Annotated in this window: 15 protein-coding genes; all 15 read left to right on the top strand. The window is 59.1% G+C overall.

Going from position 1 to position 16,115, the window contains the following annotated elements; translation table 11 throughout:
- The first annotated feature begins 1 nt into the window (after position 1).
- Positions 2-844, top strand: a complete 843-nt coding sequence (locus tag QGH30_04655) for a tetratricopeptide repeat protein (protein ID MDP7021627.1) — start codon at positions 2-4, stop codon at positions 842-844.
- 297 nt (positions 845-1,141) lie between these two features.
- Complete coding sequence (locus QGH30_04650; protein ID MDP7021626.1) at positions 1,142-1,612, top strand: cell division/cell wall cluster transcriptional repressor MraZ; 471 nt, start codon at positions 1,142-1,144, stop codon at positions 1,610-1,612.
- 95 nt (positions 1,613-1,707) lie between these two features.
- Positions 1,708-2,103: an STAS domain-containing protein gene (locus tag QGH30_04645; protein ID MDP7021625.1), complete on the top strand. Its 396-nt coding sequence runs from the start codon at positions 1,708-1,710 to the stop codon at positions 2,101-2,103.
- A 27-nt stretch (positions 2,104-2,130) separates the two neighbouring features.
- Positions 2,131-3,057, top strand: coding sequence for a 16S rRNA (cytosine(1402)-N(4))-methyltransferase RsmH (rsmH, locus tag QGH30_04640; protein MDP7021624.1), 927 nt, complete (start codon positions 2,131-2,133; stop codon positions 3,055-3,057).
- Entirely contained in the window at positions 3,054-3,491 is a 438-nt protein-coding gene (locus tag QGH30_04635; protein ID MDP7021623.1) for a hypothetical protein, read from the top strand. Before rsmH ends, QGH30_04635 begins: the two co-directional genes overlap by 4 nt.
- Before the next feature lie 69 nt (positions 3,492-3,560).
- Positions 3,561-5,585 (top strand): penicillin-binding transpeptidase domain-containing protein, encoded by a 2,025-nt coding sequence (locus QGH30_04630; protein ID MDP7021622.1) that lies wholly within the window; start codon positions 3,561-3,563, stop codon positions 5,583-5,585.
- On the top strand, positions 5,582-7,045 hold the full coding sequence (locus tag QGH30_04625) for a UDP-N-acetylmuramoyl-L-alanyl-D-glutamate--2,6-diaminopimelate ligase (protein ID MDP7021621.1): 1,464 nt from the start codon (positions 5,582-5,584) through the stop codon (positions 7,043-7,045). The genes QGH30_04630 and QGH30_04625 overlap by 4 nt, the downstream gene beginning before the upstream one ends.
- On the top strand, positions 7,038-8,441 hold the full coding sequence (gene murF / locus QGH30_04620) for a UDP-N-acetylmuramoyl-tripeptide--D-alanyl-D-alanine ligase (GenBank protein MDP7021620.1): 1,404 nt from the start codon (positions 7,038-7,040) through the stop codon (positions 8,439-8,441). The genes QGH30_04625 and murF overlap by 8 nt, the downstream gene beginning before the upstream one ends.
- A complete protein-coding gene (gene mraY / locus QGH30_04615; GenBank protein MDP7021619.1) occupies positions 8,438-9,526 on the top strand; it encodes a phospho-N-acetylmuramoyl-pentapeptide-transferase in 1,089 nt (362 codons plus the stop codon). Before murF ends, mraY begins: the two co-directional genes overlap by 4 nt.
- Positions 9,527-10,834 (top strand): UDP-N-acetylmuramoyl-L-alanine--D-glutamate ligase, encoded by a 1,308-nt coding sequence (murD, locus tag QGH30_04610; protein ID MDP7021618.1) that lies wholly within the window; start codon positions 9,527-9,529, stop codon positions 10,832-10,834.
- The gene (locus tag QGH30_04605; GenBank protein MDP7021617.1) at positions 10,831-11,988 is read left to right on the top strand and encodes an FtsW/RodA/SpoVE family cell cycle protein; all 1,158 of its coding nucleotides are present in this window, start codon (positions 10,831-10,833) and stop codon (positions 11,986-11,988) included. The genes murD and QGH30_04605 overlap by 4 nt, the downstream gene beginning before the upstream one ends.
- Positions 11,985-13,106 (top strand): undecaprenyldiphospho-muramoylpentapeptide beta-N-acetylglucosaminyltransferase, encoded by a 1,122-nt coding sequence (murG, locus tag QGH30_04600; protein ID MDP7021616.1) that lies wholly within the window; start codon positions 11,985-11,987, stop codon positions 13,104-13,106. Before QGH30_04605 ends, murG begins: the two co-directional genes overlap by 4 nt.
- Complete coding sequence (murC, locus tag QGH30_04595) at positions 13,103-14,476, top strand: UDP-N-acetylmuramate--L-alanine ligase (protein ID MDP7021615.1); 1,374 nt, start codon at positions 13,103-13,105, stop codon at positions 14,474-14,476. Before murG ends, murC begins: the two co-directional genes overlap by 4 nt.
- Positions 14,476-15,375 (top strand): UDP-N-acetylmuramate dehydrogenase, encoded by a 900-nt coding sequence (gene murB, locus QGH30_04590; protein MDP7021614.1) that lies wholly within the window; start codon positions 14,476-14,478, stop codon positions 15,373-15,375. Before murC ends, murB begins: the two co-directional genes overlap by 1 nt.
- Positions 15,362-16,111, top strand: coding sequence for an FtsQ-type POTRA domain-containing protein (locus QGH30_04585; protein MDP7021613.1), 750 nt, complete (start codon positions 15,362-15,364; stop codon positions 16,109-16,111). Before murB ends, QGH30_04585 begins: the two co-directional genes overlap by 14 nt.
- The last annotated feature ends 4 nt before the right edge of the window (positions 16,112-16,115 follow it).

Here is a 16,115-nt window from a genome sequence, read left to right as displayed (position 1 = left end):
CGTGAAAGCTGGAAATATCGTCCTTCTCTTCTTGCTCACCCTCCTGGGCGCTTGTGGCGGGGGCGGCCCCACGGATCCTCCGCCTCCCTCCCTTGGCAGCATCCAGATACAGGCCCTTCCCGAAGAAGTCGCGGATCTTGCCGCCTGGACCCTGAGCGAGCCCGATAGCGGAAGCCAAAGTGGAAGCGGGGTCGCGACTCTCGAGGACATGCCCACGGGTGCTTACTCTCTCCAATGGGAGGATTTGGAGGGGTGGATCACTCCCTCTGCATCTCAGGGAAATCTTGCCGCGAATGACACGCTTCTGCTCACTGCCACTTATTTGCCTGATCCCGATCCGGTCACCCAGAGCGCCTGGCTTCTTTTTGAAGCGGGCTCTTTTGCCGAGGCTCTTCTCATGTTTGAGGAGGCACTCGGAATGGATGCGGACTATGCCGAAGCTCATCACGGGCTCGGCTGGTGCCAACTGCTTCTGGGAAATCTGTCCGAAGCGGTGGAAGCATATTCTGCAGCCAGAGCTGCCGGACTGAACACGGCCGATCCGCTGGTGGGAGAAGCTCTGGCTCTTCGTGACCTGGAGCCAGTGGACTTCCCGGCGGCTATTGAAGCGGCGGAGGCCGCGCTTCTTCTTCAGCCCGACTATGACTTCGTACACGATGAGCAGCTCGACTGGCATGACCTGCGCCTTGTGATTGCCCAAAGCCAGGTGGCGCTCGGAGAATACCTGCTTGCCCTCGACGAGGTGATTCTTCTCGGAGGAGTGGCCCCCGACCCCGGGTCGGAGACTTTCCTGGAGGATCTGCTTTCGGAGATTCAGCGTCTCGAAAGCCTCTACGGCTCCTGATTCTATTCCTTGCTTGTGCCTCTGAAATTGTAGCTGGCCTTCTTCCTGCCGTCTTTTGTGTAGGGAGAAGCTCTCGATGCAGGGTTCCCTCTGGCAGCCGCCCTTTTGCCCGGACCCCAAGTGACGCTACCATCAACACTTACAGGTCCCCAGGCCCTTCAGGAAGCAGGGGTCGATCCCCGGTTTCAGGAGAGTATCTCCAGCAGATACAATTTCAGAGGCACAACAAATAAACCTCCGAAGGGGCTTGACTTGGCAGACGGTGGGGAGTAATCTCTGCGCAGTGGGGGAAAGTGGGTGAAGATTCATTCTCTTTCACTCAAGGAAAGGAACCGGATGTCGGCCTTCATCGGAACTCATCGCTGTCGAGTGGACGCCAAGGGGCGCTTCAATGTGCCGGCCAGTTTCCGGCGCTATCTCGGCACGGAGGGCGGCGAGACCTTTGTGATCAGCCGGGGAACCGAGCAGTGCCTGATTCTTTTTGCCCCCGACGGTTGGAAGGCCTTCCAGGAAAAGCTGGCGGCCCTGCCTGCGGGCGCAGACAAGAAGAAGACGATCCGCTTCTACAGTGCGAATTCCGCCACGGTGGTTCTGGACCGGCAGGGGCGTGTCGGTATTCCCAAGGACTACCTGGGCGATTACGGAATTGAGGGAGAGGCCCTTCTGGTGGGGGCCCTCGACTATATCGAAGTCTGGATGCCCGAAGACTTCGATCGCCATCTGAAGGACGCCGAAGAGGTCGTCCGGAAGATGGATACCCTCCTCTGATCCCACCACTGGCCGGCAGGCCCGCTCCATGCGGGCCGCCCGCCGGCCAAAGAGGTGAGACGGGGAGGGAGGGTGAGAGAGAAAAGGGGAGAGAGATGCTGCACATCGAGACATTGAGAGAGAAGGTTCTGCTTCGCCCCGGAGGCGAGTGGGATTCAAGTGTCGAGATGGAACTGAAGTCCCGGATCCTCGGCAAGATGAGCGAGGGCTATCGGGATTTTGTGATCGACCTCAGTGAACTGGGGCACATCAAGTATTCCATTCTTCCCGACTTGCTGTCGTTTTATCGGCAGATTCGAAGGCAGGGGGCCGAGCTTGCTCTGGCGAGTCCGAGTTCTTACCTGCTTTCCATTCTTGCAGCGGGAGATCTCGCGGGACAGGTTCCCATTTATCCTTCAGAGGCTTGTGCGGGTCCGGATGACTGGAGCTCTTCCGCTGCCATGGTTCACTGGCAAGAGGGTGAGAGAGAAGAGAGTGGCCTGGGTCTTTAGGCCACTCTCTATTTTTGAAAGGTGCAGATGAGGCACAAACCGGTGCTTCTTGAGGAGACTGTGGAATTCCTCAGACAGGGAGGCCCCGGACTTTATCTGGACGGCACTCTCGGGGCGGGAGGTCACAGTCGGGCCCTCCTGGAAAGCTTCGGGGATGCCAGAATTCTGGGACTGGACCAGGATTCCGTGGCTCTGGACGCTGCCCGGGAAACTCTTTCCCCCTTTGCCCAAAGAGTTCTGTTTCACAAGGGGAACTTCAGGGACATGGAAGCACTGCAGAGAGAGTTTGCGCCGGAAGGCTTTCGCGGAGTTCTCCTCGACCTCGGTCTCAGTTCCCTGCAAATCGACGAAGCCGACCGCGGGTTTACCTACCAGCAGGACGCTCCCCTGGATATGAGAATGAGTGAAGACACGCCCCGAAGCGCAGCGGATCTTCTTGCGGAGCTGGATGCAGAAGCTCTTCAGTCCCTGCTTTCAGAATTTGGGGAAGTTCGTCATGCCCGCCGCATTAGCCGGGCCATCGTGGAGTTCCGGGAGCAGGAGCCACTGCTTCGCAGTTCCCAGCTTCGCCGAGCCATTGAATCGGCGGTCCCGGCGGGCCCGAAGAGAACGGGGGAAGTGGCTCGCGTCTTTCAGGCTCTCCGCATCAGCGTCAACGGGGAACTGGAGGCACTTGACGAAGCCCTGGAATGCCTGCCCCGGGTTCTCGCAGAAGGGGGGCTGGCCGTTCTGATCAGCTATCACTCTCTGGAGGATCGTCGGGTGAAGCAGAGCTTCCAGCGGGGAAGTCTGGACTGCCTCTGTCCCCCGAGCCTGCCGGTCTGCGCCTGTGATCATAAGAGGAAGTATGAGATTTTGACGCCGCGCCCTCGGGGTGCGGGAGAAGAGGAAATCAGAAGCAATCCGCGCGCAAGAAGCGCAAGGCTGAGAGTCGCCAGGAGGATCGCCCAATGAGCAGCGCCCCCCGAAGAGTGCAGATCTGGAACCCGGACTCCCGCAGGGGAGAGGAGAGCGGGCTTGAGAAGTTCTCCGAGCGCAAGGAAATCTGGTTCCTTGCAGTTCTCTTCCTGCTGGTTCTGGTCATTGTCATCTGGCAGAACAATGCCGCCTGGAGGCTCAGTAGCGAAATGGCGCATCTGGAAAGTCAGCGCGACGCACTTCGAAACACGGTCCTCCAACTGGGAACCGAGCTCACCGAATTGCAGCAGCCGAACTTTCTTTTGGCAGGTCTTTCCCCGGGAGAAAAGCTTTCCCCGGATCTCAGCGGTCGGGTTATGATCTCGGCAGATCCCCTGCCAAGGAGCCGGAGGGCTTCTGGGGGGGGAGAACAGTGGTTAGCCAGCCTGGGCCTTGCGGTTCCCAGTGCCCTGGCCTCAGAGTCTCCCTAGCGTCCATCCTGAAAGCGAGCCCCGATGCCGCAGTCTCCCGCCCCCGGTTTGAAATTTCTGGGGAGGCTGATGATTGCTCTCTCTCTCTTGCTGGCGGCTCGCCTGATTCAACTCCAGTGGGTCCAACATGACTTCTACCTCCGTTGCGCTCTGAGGCAGTGGGAGCGCAAGGTGTCCCTGCCCGGGAGTCGCGGCAATCTCTATGACCGAAGCGGCTCTCCGCTGGCGGTAAGCGCACACAAGATCAGAATCAGCACCGACCCTTCCTGGTTTGTCGACATGGAGGGGGAACGGAAGAAGAGGATTCTGGGTCTGCTCTCGAGGATACTGGACAGAAAGGAGTCCCTTCTTCGGCGTCAGTTGAAGAAAAATGGTCACTTCCTCCTTCTCGACGATGGCCGCCAGTTGACTTCCGAAGAGAGAGAAGCTCTGGAAGAGACAGGTCTCTTCAGGCTGGAGGAGCAGACCAAGAGACTCTATCCCCTGGGGAGCATCGCTGCGCCCCTGATCGGATTTCTCAATTCCGAGGGCAACGGAGCAGGAGGTCTTGAGGCTTCCCTGCAGGAGTTTCTTGCCGGGGAACCGGGGCTTGCGAGAGTGCAGAAGGACGGGAGAGGAAGAAGCAGCAAGAGCAGTTCGAAGATCGTGGTCAAACCCGCCGTTCCCGGGGGAGATGTCACTCTGACCATCGACCACAAAATGCAGGCAATCGTGGATGGAGAACTGAAGCGGGCGGTGGAAGACGCTTCTGCCAAGTCAGGGGCTGCCGTGGTTCTCGAGCCTTCCACGGGCCACCTGCTGGCTCTGTCATCCTGGCCTTCGCCGGAATCCCGCGACGATGCCTACCGTGCCGTGGAATGGCAACTTCTCCCCCTGCAGGCTTCCTATGAGCCCGGCTCCACGGTCAAGGCTCTCAGCAGTGTCGCCCTGATGGAGAAAGGGGGCGTGGACTTCCAGACCCAGACGGATGCTGAAGATGGGACGGCCCTGATTGATGGATTTGCCATCCGGGATGACAAGGAGCATTTCGGCTTTCTCAGTTTTCGGGAGGCCTTTTCCCTTTCCAGTAATGTCTGCTTTGCCAAACTCTCCGAAAGGGTCAGCGATCAGGAGCTCTTCTCGACCCTGAGAGATTTCGGATTCGGGATCCGAAGCGGACTGGAGTATCCCGGAGAGCAGGACGGCATCCTGCGGCACCCCACAGAATGGAGCCGACGAAGTCGCCTGACCCTGGTATTCGGACAGGAGATGAGTGCAACTCCTCTTCAGATGGTTTCGGCTTTTGCTGCTCTGGCAAATGAGGGTCGACTGATGAAACCTCAACTGATTCTGGCACGGGCGAAATCCGGTCGGCCCGCGGAGAAAGTCGAGGAGTTGAGCATTCGGAAGGTATGTCGGGAGTCCACGGCCCGGAAGATCCTGGAGCTTTGCGAAGAGGTGGTTCTTGAGGGAACGGGAACAAGAGCCGCCGCGGCACCTTTCCGCGTGGGAGGGAAGACCGGAACCGCACAGAAGTTCGAACAGGGAAAACTCAAGTCGGGGAAATACATGGCCAGTTTCATCGGCATGATTCCTCTGGAGAAACCGAGCCTTGTGATTGGTGTTTTTCTGGACGAACCACGATACGGGAAGCACCATGGCGGGGTGAGTGCCGCTCCGGCCTTCGCGCGAATTGCCCGCCGGGCAGCCCTGTCTACCGACTGGCTGGCTCTGCCGGAAATCGAGGAAGACGAGAAGGGGAATCCTGGGGGCTTTCGTCTTGCCTCCTATCTCGATCTGGAAGCGGAGGAGGCTCAGCGCCTGGCGGTGAAGGCCGGTGTCCCCGTTCTTCTTCGAGGTCGGGGAGAGAGGGTCGTGGCGCAGGAACCGGCCCCCGGCGCACTGCTTCCACCGGATGAGAATCTGAACCTGATTCTCGGGGGAGAAAAGCGAAAGCCCGGGGAACCACCCCGCCTGAAAGGCTGTACACTCCGCGAGGCAAGAAAACGCGCCCTGGAAAGGGGCTATCAGATTGAAGCCCGGGGCCAGGGAATTGTCATTCGTCAGGAAGCCCCCCGAGATCGCAAGATTATCGTGAAACTGGGAGAACCATGAGCCGAATCTGGACCCTGGAGGAGCTTTGTCATGCACTCTCCCATTGCAGGAGAGAGGGTGGCCCGGCTTCGATTTCCGGGATCTCTTTTGACAGCCGGGAGGTGAGAAGCGGCGATCTTTTTGCCGCCCTTCCGGGAGTGCAAAGTGAGGGTCTGGACTACCTGGAACAGGCTCTTTCCCGGGGGGCCGTGGCGGTTCTTGCTCCATCCACGGCGACCCTTCCGCGGGATCTGCCAGCCCTTCTTTGTGATTACCCAGCAGAGAGTGCGGGGCAAGTGGCCCACCTTCTGGCCGGAAACCCTTCCCGTGACTGGCCTCTTCTTGCCGTAACCGGAACCAATGGAAAGAGCAGTTCTGTCTTTCTTCTTCGCCATCTTCTCGGGCAGGAGGAGGAGTGGGGCATGCTGGGGAGCCTGAGCTATGAGACCGGCCTAAGAAAGGAAGAGAGCAGTCACACGACTCCCGATGCCCTGCGTCTTTCCACCTTTCTTCGGGAAATGCGGGACTCGGGATTTGCGGGCGCGGTTATGGAGGCCAGCAGCCACGCTCTCGAGCAGTCCCGGCTGGCAGGTTGCAAGGTTCATGCTGCGCTTTTTACCAACCTCAGTCGGGATCATCTGGACTATCACGGGAGTATGGAGGATTACTTTGAGGCAAAACTGCTTCTCCTCGGTCTCTTGGGAGATCGTGCCCCCTGCCTTTACAACCGCGACGATGAGTGGATGAAACAGGTGGGCAAAGTGCATCCAGGGGCTCTCTCCTTCGGGCATCACAAGGAAGCGGACTATCGCATTCTTGAAGAGGACTGCAGTGCCGAGGGGAGCCGGATGCGAATGAGTTTTGCCGGAGAGGGAGAACGGGACTTCTTCTCGCCACTTCCCGGACGCTTCAATGGAATGAATGTAGCCGGAGCTTTGGCTCTGGCCCATGCAATGGGGAGGGACAAGGACCTGCTCATTGATTGCCTTCCCACTTTCGTAGGGGTTCCCGGAAGGATGGAGTCATGGCGACTTCCCTCGGGGGCAAGGGTGCTGATTGACTTTGCGCATACTCCCGATGCCGTGGAAAAAGTCTGTCTTGCGGCTCGCCCTCTTTGCCGGGGAACTCTCCGGATCCTGATCGGAGCCGGCGGGGACCGGGACCGGGGGAAACGCCCGCAGATGGCCGCGCTGGCCGCTTCTTTTGGAGATCACTTGATTCTCAGTAGCGACAATCCCCGAAGCGAGGATCCAGAAAGGATCCTCGACGACATGGAGTCCGGACTGGATTCTTCAAAATACTCCTGGCAGAGAATCAGTTCCCGTTCCGAGGCGATTGCCCGGGCCTGTGCAGAGTGTGAGGACGGGGATCTTCTTCTCCTGCTGGGCAAGGGAGATGAAACCTGTCAGGAAATCGCCGGCGAACGCATTCCCTTTCGGGATTCCGAAGAAGTTCAGAAGGCGGGAGGGCGCAGTGATTAACCCGGCATGGATCGAGGAAACACTGGCTGCATCAAGGCAGCTTCTGGACTCCCATCGGGGAAGTGCCGGTGTTTCGGGAGCTTCGATAGACAGCAGGAGTATCCGGGGCGGAGAGATCTTCTTCGCTCTTCCCGGGGATAACACCGACGGACACCGGTTTCTCGATGCAGCGGGAAAAGCGGGAGCCTCTGCTCTGGTTCTGGAGGAGGAGGAACCCTTCAAGCGACTTTCAGAATCTGCTGACGGCTTTTCTCTCTTTCGGGTAAGGGACTGCCTGAGCGCTCTGCAGGAACTGGCGTCTCAGCGCGTGAGAGATTGCCATGTCCGGGTTCTTGCGATTACCGGAAGCAATGGAAAGACCGGAACCAAGGATCTCCTGGCGGCCCTGCTGGGAAGCCATGGGAAGACCTATGCGAGCAAGGGCAACCTGAACAACCAGATCGGCCTTCCTCTCACCCTTCTCTCCATGCCGGAGGACGCCGACTATGTCGTGGCAGAGATGGGCTGTTCCGGTTTCGGGGAGATCCGGAAACTGTCGGATCTTTTCCCGCCCTTTGCCGGTATCGTGACAAACATCGGCGAAGCGCACCTGGAGGAACTGGGGGATCTTGACGGAGTCTTTCGGGCAAAAAGCGAGTTGCCGGAATCCCTCCCGGTAGAAGGTCTATTCGTGACCTCCGGTGATGAAGACTATGCCCGCGCCCTGAAGGAGTCGAGTCCCGCCAGAACGGTCTTTGCCGGAAGGGGAGAGGAAAACCACTACCAAATTGAGGATCTCGGTTTGATCGACCCCGTGCAACGCCGTTTCAGGATCGAAGGCCTGGAGGGCCAACTGGCCGCTCCTTCCGCCCATACCCTTCTCAACCTGTCTCTGGCCTGGGCACTGGCCCGGGAACTTGGCGCAGAGGCCGAAGCGATGCTGGAGTCTCTCAAGTCCTTTCAGGGAGAGGAAAACCGCTCGACACTCCTTCGTCTGGGCTCACACCTGCTGATGAACGACTCCTACAATGCGAATCCGTCCTCCCTGCGCGTGGCTCTCGACTGGCTGTCCCAGCCTTCGGAAGGGAAATGCTGGGCCGTTTTGGGCGACCTTCTGGAGTTGGGTGACGATGCCGCAGGGATTCACGGGGCACTGGGAGAGGAAATCGCCGGGCGGAAGATCGACGGACTTCTGGCACTGGGTCCCCTTTCGGCCGTCATGGTGCAGCAAGCTTCAAAAGCCGGGCTGGACCATTCCTACCATTTCGAGGATCATGGATCTCTGGTGGAGAAACTTTCCGCTTTGCTTGGATCCGGGGACCGGATACTCCTGAAGGGATCCCGGGGAATGGCCATGGAGAGGCTTCTTCCCCTGCTGGAGAAAACGCTGAACGACTGTCCTGAGGAATGGCAATGATCTATTACCTTCAACCCTGGCTCGCGGAGTATTTCTCGGCCTTCCGGGTTCTCCGTTATCTGACCTTTCGCAGTGCCTATGCGATGGTCACGGCACTGCTGATCTGCTTCATCATCGGCCCCTGGCTGATTCGAAAGCTCCGGCAACTTCAACTGGGAGAGACCATCCGCAGCGAAGGGCCTGAAAGCCATCAGGCGAAGGCGGGCACCCCGAGCATGGGCGGTCTTCTGATTCTGGCTGGCATTCTCCTGCCCAGTCTGCTCTGGGCGGATCTCTCCAATCGCTATGTGCAGTTGGTTCTCGCGGTCACGGTCTGGACGGGGCTGATCGGTTTTCTTGATGATTACCTGAAAATCGTTCGTAAGAAAAGCAAGGGACTTGTCGGTCGCTACAAGATGATCGGACAGCTGGCCTTTGGCCTCGGTCTTGGCTGCTTTCTCTATTTTTTCCCTCTGGAACCCGGGGTGGCTTCTGCAACCGAACTTCCCTTCTTCAAGGGAAGCCTTCTGCAACTGGGACTGATCTATGTCCCCCTGGTCGTGATCGTGGTGGCCGGCACGAGCAATGCCGTGAATCTCACGGATGGTCTCGATGGTCTTGCCATCGGCATTACCGCCATTGTCTTCTTCTCCTTCATGGCTCTGGCCTATCTCAGCGGAAACAAGGTCTTCAGTGAGTATTTGAACATTCTCTATCTGCCGGGAGCCCAGGAACTGACCGTCTACTGTGCCTCGGTGGTGGGGGCTTCTCTCGGCTTCCTCTGGTTCAATTCCCATCCCGCAGAGATTTTCATGGGAGACACGGGGAGTCTCTCCCTGGGCGGAGCCTTGGGCACAGTGGCGATTTTGCTGAAGAAGGAACTCCTTCTCGTAATCCTCGGCGGGGTCTTTGTCCTGGAAGCCCTGAGCGTGATCCTCCAGGTGGGAAGCTTCCGGTTTTTCGGCGGGAGGAGAATCTTCCGGATGGCTCCCCTGCATCATCACTTTGAACTGAAGGGCTGGGCGGAGCCGAAAATTGTGGTTCGTTTCTGGATTCTGGCGGTTCTTCTGGTCCTGATCGGACTTTCCACGCTGAAGTTGAGATAGATGTCCGGTACCCTGATTCTGGGAATGGCCCGAAGCGGGCAAGCTGCTGCCCGCTTGCTGATGGAGGAAGGCAAAAGCCCCCGGCTTGCGGACAGCAAGCTCTCGCAGGAGGATCTTCCTTCCGCGCTCCGGGATCTGGATTTTCGTGGAGGGGCTTTTCGCGAGGAGTTTTTTGAAGGGATTGACACCCTGATTCTCAGCCCCGGCGTTCCGCTGGACTCGCTCCCCGTGCATGTGGCTCGCCGCCGGGGAATCCGCGTGAGCGGAGAACTGGAAGAGGCCTTCTCCCGCACCCGTCGCCCGGTGATGGCCATTACCGGCAGCAATGGCAAGAGCACCACCACGACTCTGGCATCGCTTCTTCTTGAGGCATCCGGTCTGCGGGCTCCTGCCTGTGGAAATCTCGGAACGCCTCTATCCGATGCCATCGTCAATCATCCCGATGCCGATGTCTGGGTGGTGGAAGTCAGCAGTTTTCAGGCGGAGACCTTTTCCCGCTTCCACCCCCGATCTGCCTCTCTTCTGAACCTCACGCCCGATCACCTGGATCGCTATGTCAGCATGGAGGCCTATGCCCGCGCAAAGCTGGCCTGTTTCTCCTTGATGAAGGAGGAAGACACGCTGGTTCTTGATGAAAGCCTCGAGGAGCGGCTTTCTTTCTGTCCCTCGAGAAGACTGCGCTTTTCCCGAAAGGACTCCGGTGGGGAGGGGGCATTTCTCTTGGGCGATGATCTCTGCCTGAGGTTCGGGGGGAAGGAGGACAGGGTGCTGCCGCTGGCAGAACTGGCCCTGGCCGGGGAGCACAATCTTCTCAATGCGCTGGCGGCGCTGGCTCTTTCCCTGCCCCTGGGCCTGAAGCCCGGGGCGGCTGGAGATGTACTCCGGGAGTTTTCCGGCCTTCCCCATCGCATGGAGTCTCTGGGAGTTCTCGGTCCCCTGAACTGCTTCAATGACTCGAAGGCCACCAATGTCGAAGCCACCCTCGCGAGTCTGGGCAAGCATCCCCGACCCTTTCGACTTATTGCCGGTGGCAGGGACAAGGGCGGTGATTTCAGTCTTCTGGCAGGGGGCCTTCCCCGACTGAAGCGGGTCTACGCGATCGGAGAGGCCAGCGGGAAAATCCTGGAGGCTTTTGGTGACCGCGCCCTTGCCTGTGAAACTCTGGAGCGTGCCATCAAGAAGGCCCGGCAGGAAGGCTCTGAAGGGGAGGATCTCATTCTCTCTCCCGCCTGCTCGAGTTTTGATCAGTTCCGGGATTTCGAGGACCGGGGCGACCGCTTCCGGGATCTGATTCGGGAGCTCTCATGATTGCCCTCTTCCGCTCCCTGAATCGCACCCTCATCCTGACCCTTCTTGTCCTGATCTTCTTCGGAAGCACGATGCTCTATTCTGCCAGTTCCGCCCATCGGAAGGGAGGACTGGAAGTGGGTCTGCAGGAATTGTCCGACCGCGTGTTCCACGTGATGATCGGACTTTCCGTTTTGGTTCTCCTCGTGGTGATTGACTATCAGGTTCTTCGCAAACTGGCTCTCGCAGGCTTCCTCCTGGGCGTTTTTCTTCTGGTGATGGTGCTGTTTACAAAGGGAATCCGGGGCACCCGTGGCTGGCTTTCGCTTCTCGGCTTTTCCCTGCAAGCCGCTGAACTGGCGCGACTGGCCATGTTGATCTTCATGGCGAAACTTTTGGCCGACAGGGAAGAGGAGGGCAGCCATTGGAAGCGTCTGCGTCTTCCCCTGCTCGTGCTCTTTCTTGTCCCCGCCCTTGTCATCTTTCAACCCGACTTCGGCTCCGCCTTTGCGATCGGGCTGAGTGGCTTGCTACTGCTTCTGGCTGCCCGCCTTCCCCGTCGATGGCTCCTGGCCCTGCTGCTGGGGGGACTGTTTATTGCGGGGACCGGTTACCAGGCGAGTGAGAGGATTCGGGAGCGCATTGACTGGACCTACCGGGTCGACCCGACGGAATTGCGGGACGAAACCTATCAACTGGGTCAGAGCCTGATCGGATTCGGTGCCGGAGGGGTAAGGGGCCGGGGTCCCGGTGCGAGTCGGCAGAAGGTGTTCTTTCTCCCGGACCATCACACTGACTTTATCTACTCCATTGTCGGGGAAGAATTGGGTCTGATGGGCTCTCTTTCCACGCTTTTTCTTCTTGTCTTTCTTTCAACACGGATGTTGCAGATCGCAAGACGGCATACAGAGCCTTTCGGGCGCTACCTTGCTTCGGGCATGGCTTCGATGGTCTTTGCCTATACTTTCCTGAACATGGCCGTAGCTCTGGGACTGTTTCCCCTGACGGGGCTACCTCTGCCGTTTTTCAGCCACGGGGGAAGTGCCCTGATCATGAACATGGCGGCCGTGGGGATCTGTCTCTCCGTGGATCGGCAACAGAAGAAACCGGATCGAAGGTCTCCAGGGAAGGTGAGCGGTGAACTGGAAGATCTCTTTCAGAGGGGTTCCTCATGAAGCGCATGATCTTTACCGGCGGGGGAACCGGGGGGCACATCTACCCGGCCCTTGCATTGGCCCGGGAGTTTCTTGACCGGGATCCTGCCAGAAAGGCTCTCTATCTCGGATCCGGACGGGGCCTGGAGAGTCGGGCTGCCGCAAGTGAAGGGCTTCCTTTTGCCCCGATTCCCGCAAGGCCCTGGAGGGGGCGCAATCCTCTTCAGCGGATTCTCTTTCTTTGGGACCTCCTGCGTGCCTGGTTTCTCTGTATCGGTCACCTTCGGCGTTTTCGCCCTGATGCGGTGCTGGCCACCGGGAGCTATGTCAGCCTTCCGGTCGTCCTGGCAGCCCGAAGCCTGCGCATTCCCTATTTCCTTCAGGAGCAGAATCGCGTGCCCGGCAAGGTGAACCTCTGGATGGCATCGCGTGCCCGGGAAATCTATGCGGCCTTTCGGGGAACAGAGGAACATTTTCCCAAATCTTCCTGTCTTGTTTTCGGGAACCCCCTAAGACCCTCTTTTCTGAACAGGGAAACAGGGGAGAGAGAGGAAGGCCCTCCCCGGCTTCTGGTCTTTGGAGGCAGCCGCGGGGCAAGCAGGATCAACCGCGCCGTGATGGAGGCCCTGCCGGCTTTGCTGAAGGACCTTGCCTTCACCGCGCTGCTTCAGACAGGAGAGGAAGAGCTGGAGGAAGTCCGTTCCGCGCTCGCTGTCCATGATTCCATTGAGGTGTTTCCCTATCTGGACGACATGCCGCGGCACATGGCAGAAGCCGATCTTCTGCTTTGCCGGGCCGGAGCCATGAGTCTGGCCGAACTGACCGTCTGCGGGCTTCCCGCAATACTGGTTCCCTATCCTCATGCCGTCGATGACCACCAGACCCGCAATGCGGAGATGCTCGTGGAGGCCGGTGCCGCCCTTCTTCTTCCGGATTCGGAACTTCAGGGCAGAATCCTCTCTGAGGCACTTCGCCCGCTACTTTCCGACAGGGCACTGCGGGAGAAGATGGCGCTTGCTTCGGCATCTCTTGCCAAACCCGATGCCGCGAGCAGAATCCTGGATTCCATAGAGAAATACTTGTCGGGGCGGGGAGCCGATGATATTTCTTCTCCTGGCTCCAAAGGAGAAATATCATGATCCTGGGCAGAACCCGCCAGATCCATCTGGTCGCTATTGGTGGAATTGGCATGAGCGGAATCGCAGAAATCCTTGTAAACAGCGGGTTTCGGGTGTCAGGCTCCGACTTGAGCGAGAGTCCTGCCCTGCAGCGGCTGCGGAGTCTCGGGATTTCCTGCCATGTGGGACATCGTGCCGAGCAGGTGGGGGAGGCGGATGTTGTGGTCCACTCCACGGCGGTTCCTCCCGACAACCCGGAACTTCAGGAGGCCCGCCGCAGGAAGATCCCCGTGGTTCGCCGTGGCGAAATGCTCGCAGAACTGATGCGCCTGAAGCACGGCATTGCGGTGACCGGAAGCCACGGAAAAACCACCACCAGCAGTCTGGCTGCGGAGATCCTTCATGCGGGCCAACTGGAGCCGACGGCCGTGATCGGCGGAAGGCTGCACAGTATCGGAAGCAATGCCCTCCTGGGCTCCGGTCCCTACATGGTGGTGGAAGCGGATGAAAGTGACGGCTCTTTTCTGCGCCTTGCGCCCACCTGGGCTGTCGTGACCAATGTGGATCGCGAACATCTCGACCACTACGGCTCCTTTGAAAAGCTCCAGGAGGCCTTTGTGGACTTTCTGGACCGGGTTCCTTTCTATGGGGCGAGCATCGTCTGTCTGGAGGATCCGGTCCTGCGGTCCCTTCTGCCCTCGGTCTCCGGCCGCATTGTGGGATACGGTTTCGGCGAGGATGCGGCTCTTCGCGGTCGTCTTCTGGAAAAGAGCGAGCGGGGAATGCGATTTGCCTGGGAAAGTGCGAGGAACCGCGGAGAAGCGGAGATCCCTCTTCTTGGGGATCACAATCTCCTCAATGCCCTGGCGGCCGTGGCCGTGGGTCTGGAGCTGTCCATGGAGCCGGAAGCCATCGCTCTGGGGCTGTCTCGTTTCCGGGGCGTGGGACGGCGTTACGATGTGAAGGGGGAAGCTCGGGGAGTGTTTGTCATCGACGATTACGCACATCATCCCACGGAGATAACTGCGATACTTAAAGCACTGCATGAACACTCGAAACGCCCTGTGAAGGCCGTCTTCCAGCCTCATCGCTACAGCCGGACTCAGATTCTCTTTGATGATTTCGCAGCGGCCTTTGATCTGGCCGAGGAAGTCATCATCACGGAGATCTACGAGGCCAGTGAGAAGCCCATTGAGGGGATCACTCCCGAAGCTCTGGTCGAGAGTGTCAATCGGCGGGGCAAGACTCCCGCGCTTCACCTGTCGGATCGCGAGGAACTCAGTGACTACCTGCTGGAGAGTCTCGAGGAAGGCGACCTTCTGGTCACCCTCGGAGCGGGCAACCTGAACCGTTTCTCCGAGGAGTTTCTGGCCCGGCTTCAGGAGTCCTGATGGAAGCCGCGCAAAACGCCTACGCCGGTCCCTGGTTAGCGGAACATCCACTTGCCCCCTTGAGCAGCTTTCGAGTCGGCGGAAAGGCCGACTGGCTGGTTGAGCCCGGGGAGGAAGAGGCCGGTCCCCTTCTTGCCCGCCTCCGGGAGCTTCAGGTCCCGGTGACTTTTCTCGGGGAGGGCAGCAATGTCCTGATCCGGGACGGGGGGATCCGGGGCGTGGTTCTTCGCGTGGGCAAGGCTCTTTCATGGATCCGTTTTGAAGGGGATTACGCAAGCTGTGGCGCGGGGCTCTCCAGTTCCCGTCTGGCACGCCTTGCAAGGGAAGAGGGACGGGGTGGCTTCGCGTGGGCAGCATCCCTGCCCGGCAATCTGGGGGGAGCTGTTCGCATGAATGCGGGTTGCTTCGGCGGAGAAATCGGAGAGGTCTTCCACTCCCTTTCCGGCTGGACTCTGGGTGGCGAGCGCCGTTTGGTCAGTGCTGAGGAGATCGAGTTTCGCTATCGACATTCTTCCCTGCCCGGGGACTTTCTGGTCACCTCCCTCAAGCTGCGTCTTCCCCTCCTGTCCTCCGATGAACGAAGTGCCATGGAAGAGAGATTCCGGGAGGTTCAGCAGACTCGCGCCCGAAGCCAGCCGGGAGGTCTCTTTACCGCAGGAAGCACCTTCCGCAATCCTCCCGGAGATTCTGCGGGCCGACTTCTCGAGCAGTGCGGGCTGAAGGGTCGCAGTGTCGGGGGGGCCATGGTGAGCGAGCGACACGCGAATTTCATTGAGGCCCGGGGCGAGAAGGTTCTTGCTTCCGACATCGAGTCCCTGATGCAGATCATGGCCGAGGAGGTCGAGCGACAGACGGGCATTCGCCTGAAAAGGGAGGTGGTCCTCCTTGGCGAAGCCTAGGCAGCGCATGGCGGTTCGCCGCCGCGGCCCCTGGCGCAAGATCCTGCTGGTCCTCATCCTCTGTCTTCTGGGTTTGGGAGGATGGGGGAGCTGGAAGGGATTCCTTGCCATCCTCAACAGCGATTTCCTCACGACCCGCTATCTGGAGGTCGAGGGATGTCGTGTGGTTCCCGAGGAGAAAATCCGGGAGCTTCTTCAGCCTGCGATCGGGCAGCCTCTTTTTCGTCTGGACCGGGAAACGCTAGGTAGCTCCCTTACCGTCCTTCCCAGAATCCGTTCCCTGAAGCTCAGCCGACACCTGCCGGGAACCCTGCGCTGCCGCGTGGAGGAATCGGAGGCACTGGCACTTTTCTACGACGGCAAATTTCGCGAGATCGACCGGGAGGGCCGCTTTCTGGAACGCTATGGCAGTGAGGCGCCCGATCTGCCGATTCTGCGCAAGAGCGATCGTATTTCCGCTGACAGCCTCATGACGCTGGCTCTTCCGGTTCTCACTGCTCTTCAGGAGTCCTTTTTTGATCTCTCCCGCGAGGTCAGCGATCTGGGGCTGGAAGAAAGGGGCCTGTTTTTCTACCGGAACGAGGGACAGTGCCGGGTCCTCCTCGGATGGGATTCCTTCGATGAGAAAATAGCCAACTACCGGGAAATCCACTCCCGACTGGATCAGGAAAAGAGCTTCCCCGAAGAACTGGATTTGCGTTACCGTGATCAGGTCATCGCGAGAGACCGGGAGTGAAAGC

The organism is Candidatus Krumholzibacteriia bacterium, from assembly GCA_030748535.1.
GTDB lineage: Bacteria > Krumholzibacteriota > Krumholzibacteriia > JACNKJ01 > JACNKJ01 > JASMLU01.
The sequence above is the reverse complement of the archived record's forward strand: the minus strand, read 5'-3'. Positions and strand labels throughout refer to the sequence as shown.

Excerpts from the sequence above, each read along its gene's own strand:
- QGH30_04645 (MDP7021625.1), top strand. The coding sequence starts at position 1,708 with ATGCTGCACATCGAGACATTGAGAGAGAAGGTTCTGCTTCGCCCCGGA.
- rsmH (MDP7021624.1), top strand. The coding sequence starts at position 2,131 with ATGAGGCACAAACCGGTGCTTCTTGAGGAGACTGTGGAATTCCTCAGA.
- QGH30_04635 (MDP7021623.1), top strand. The coding sequence starts at position 3,054 with ATGAGCAGCGCCCCCCGAAGAGTGCAGATCTGGAACCCGGACTCCCGC.
- QGH30_04630 (MDP7021622.1), top strand. The coding sequence starts at position 3,561 with ATGATTGCTCTCTCTCTCTTGCTGGCGGCTCGCCTGATTCAACTCCAG.
- QGH30_04625 (MDP7021621.1), top strand. The coding sequence starts at position 5,582 with ATGAGCCGAATCTGGACCCTGGAGGAGCTTTGTCATGCACTCTCCCAT.
- mraY (MDP7021619.1), top strand. The coding sequence starts at position 8,438 with ATGATCTATTACCTTCAACCCTGGCTCGCGGAGTATTTCTCGGCCTTC.
- murD (MDP7021618.1), top strand. The coding sequence starts at position 9,527 with ATGTCCGGTACCCTGATTCTGGGAATGGCCCGAAGCGGGCAAGCTGCT.
- QGH30_04605 (MDP7021617.1), top strand. The coding sequence starts at position 10,831 with ATGATTGCCCTCTTCCGCTCCCTGAATCGCACCCTCATCCTGACCCTT.
- murG (MDP7021616.1), top strand. The coding sequence starts at position 11,985 with ATGAAGCGCATGATCTTTACCGGCGGGGGAACCGGGGGGCACATCTAC.
- murC (MDP7021615.1), top strand. The coding sequence starts at position 13,103 with ATGATCCTGGGCAGAACCCGCCAGATCCATCTGGTCGCTATTGGTGGA.
- murB (MDP7021614.1), top strand. The coding sequence starts at position 14,476 with ATGGAAGCCGCGCAAAACGCCTACGCCGGTCCCTGGTTAGCGGAACAT.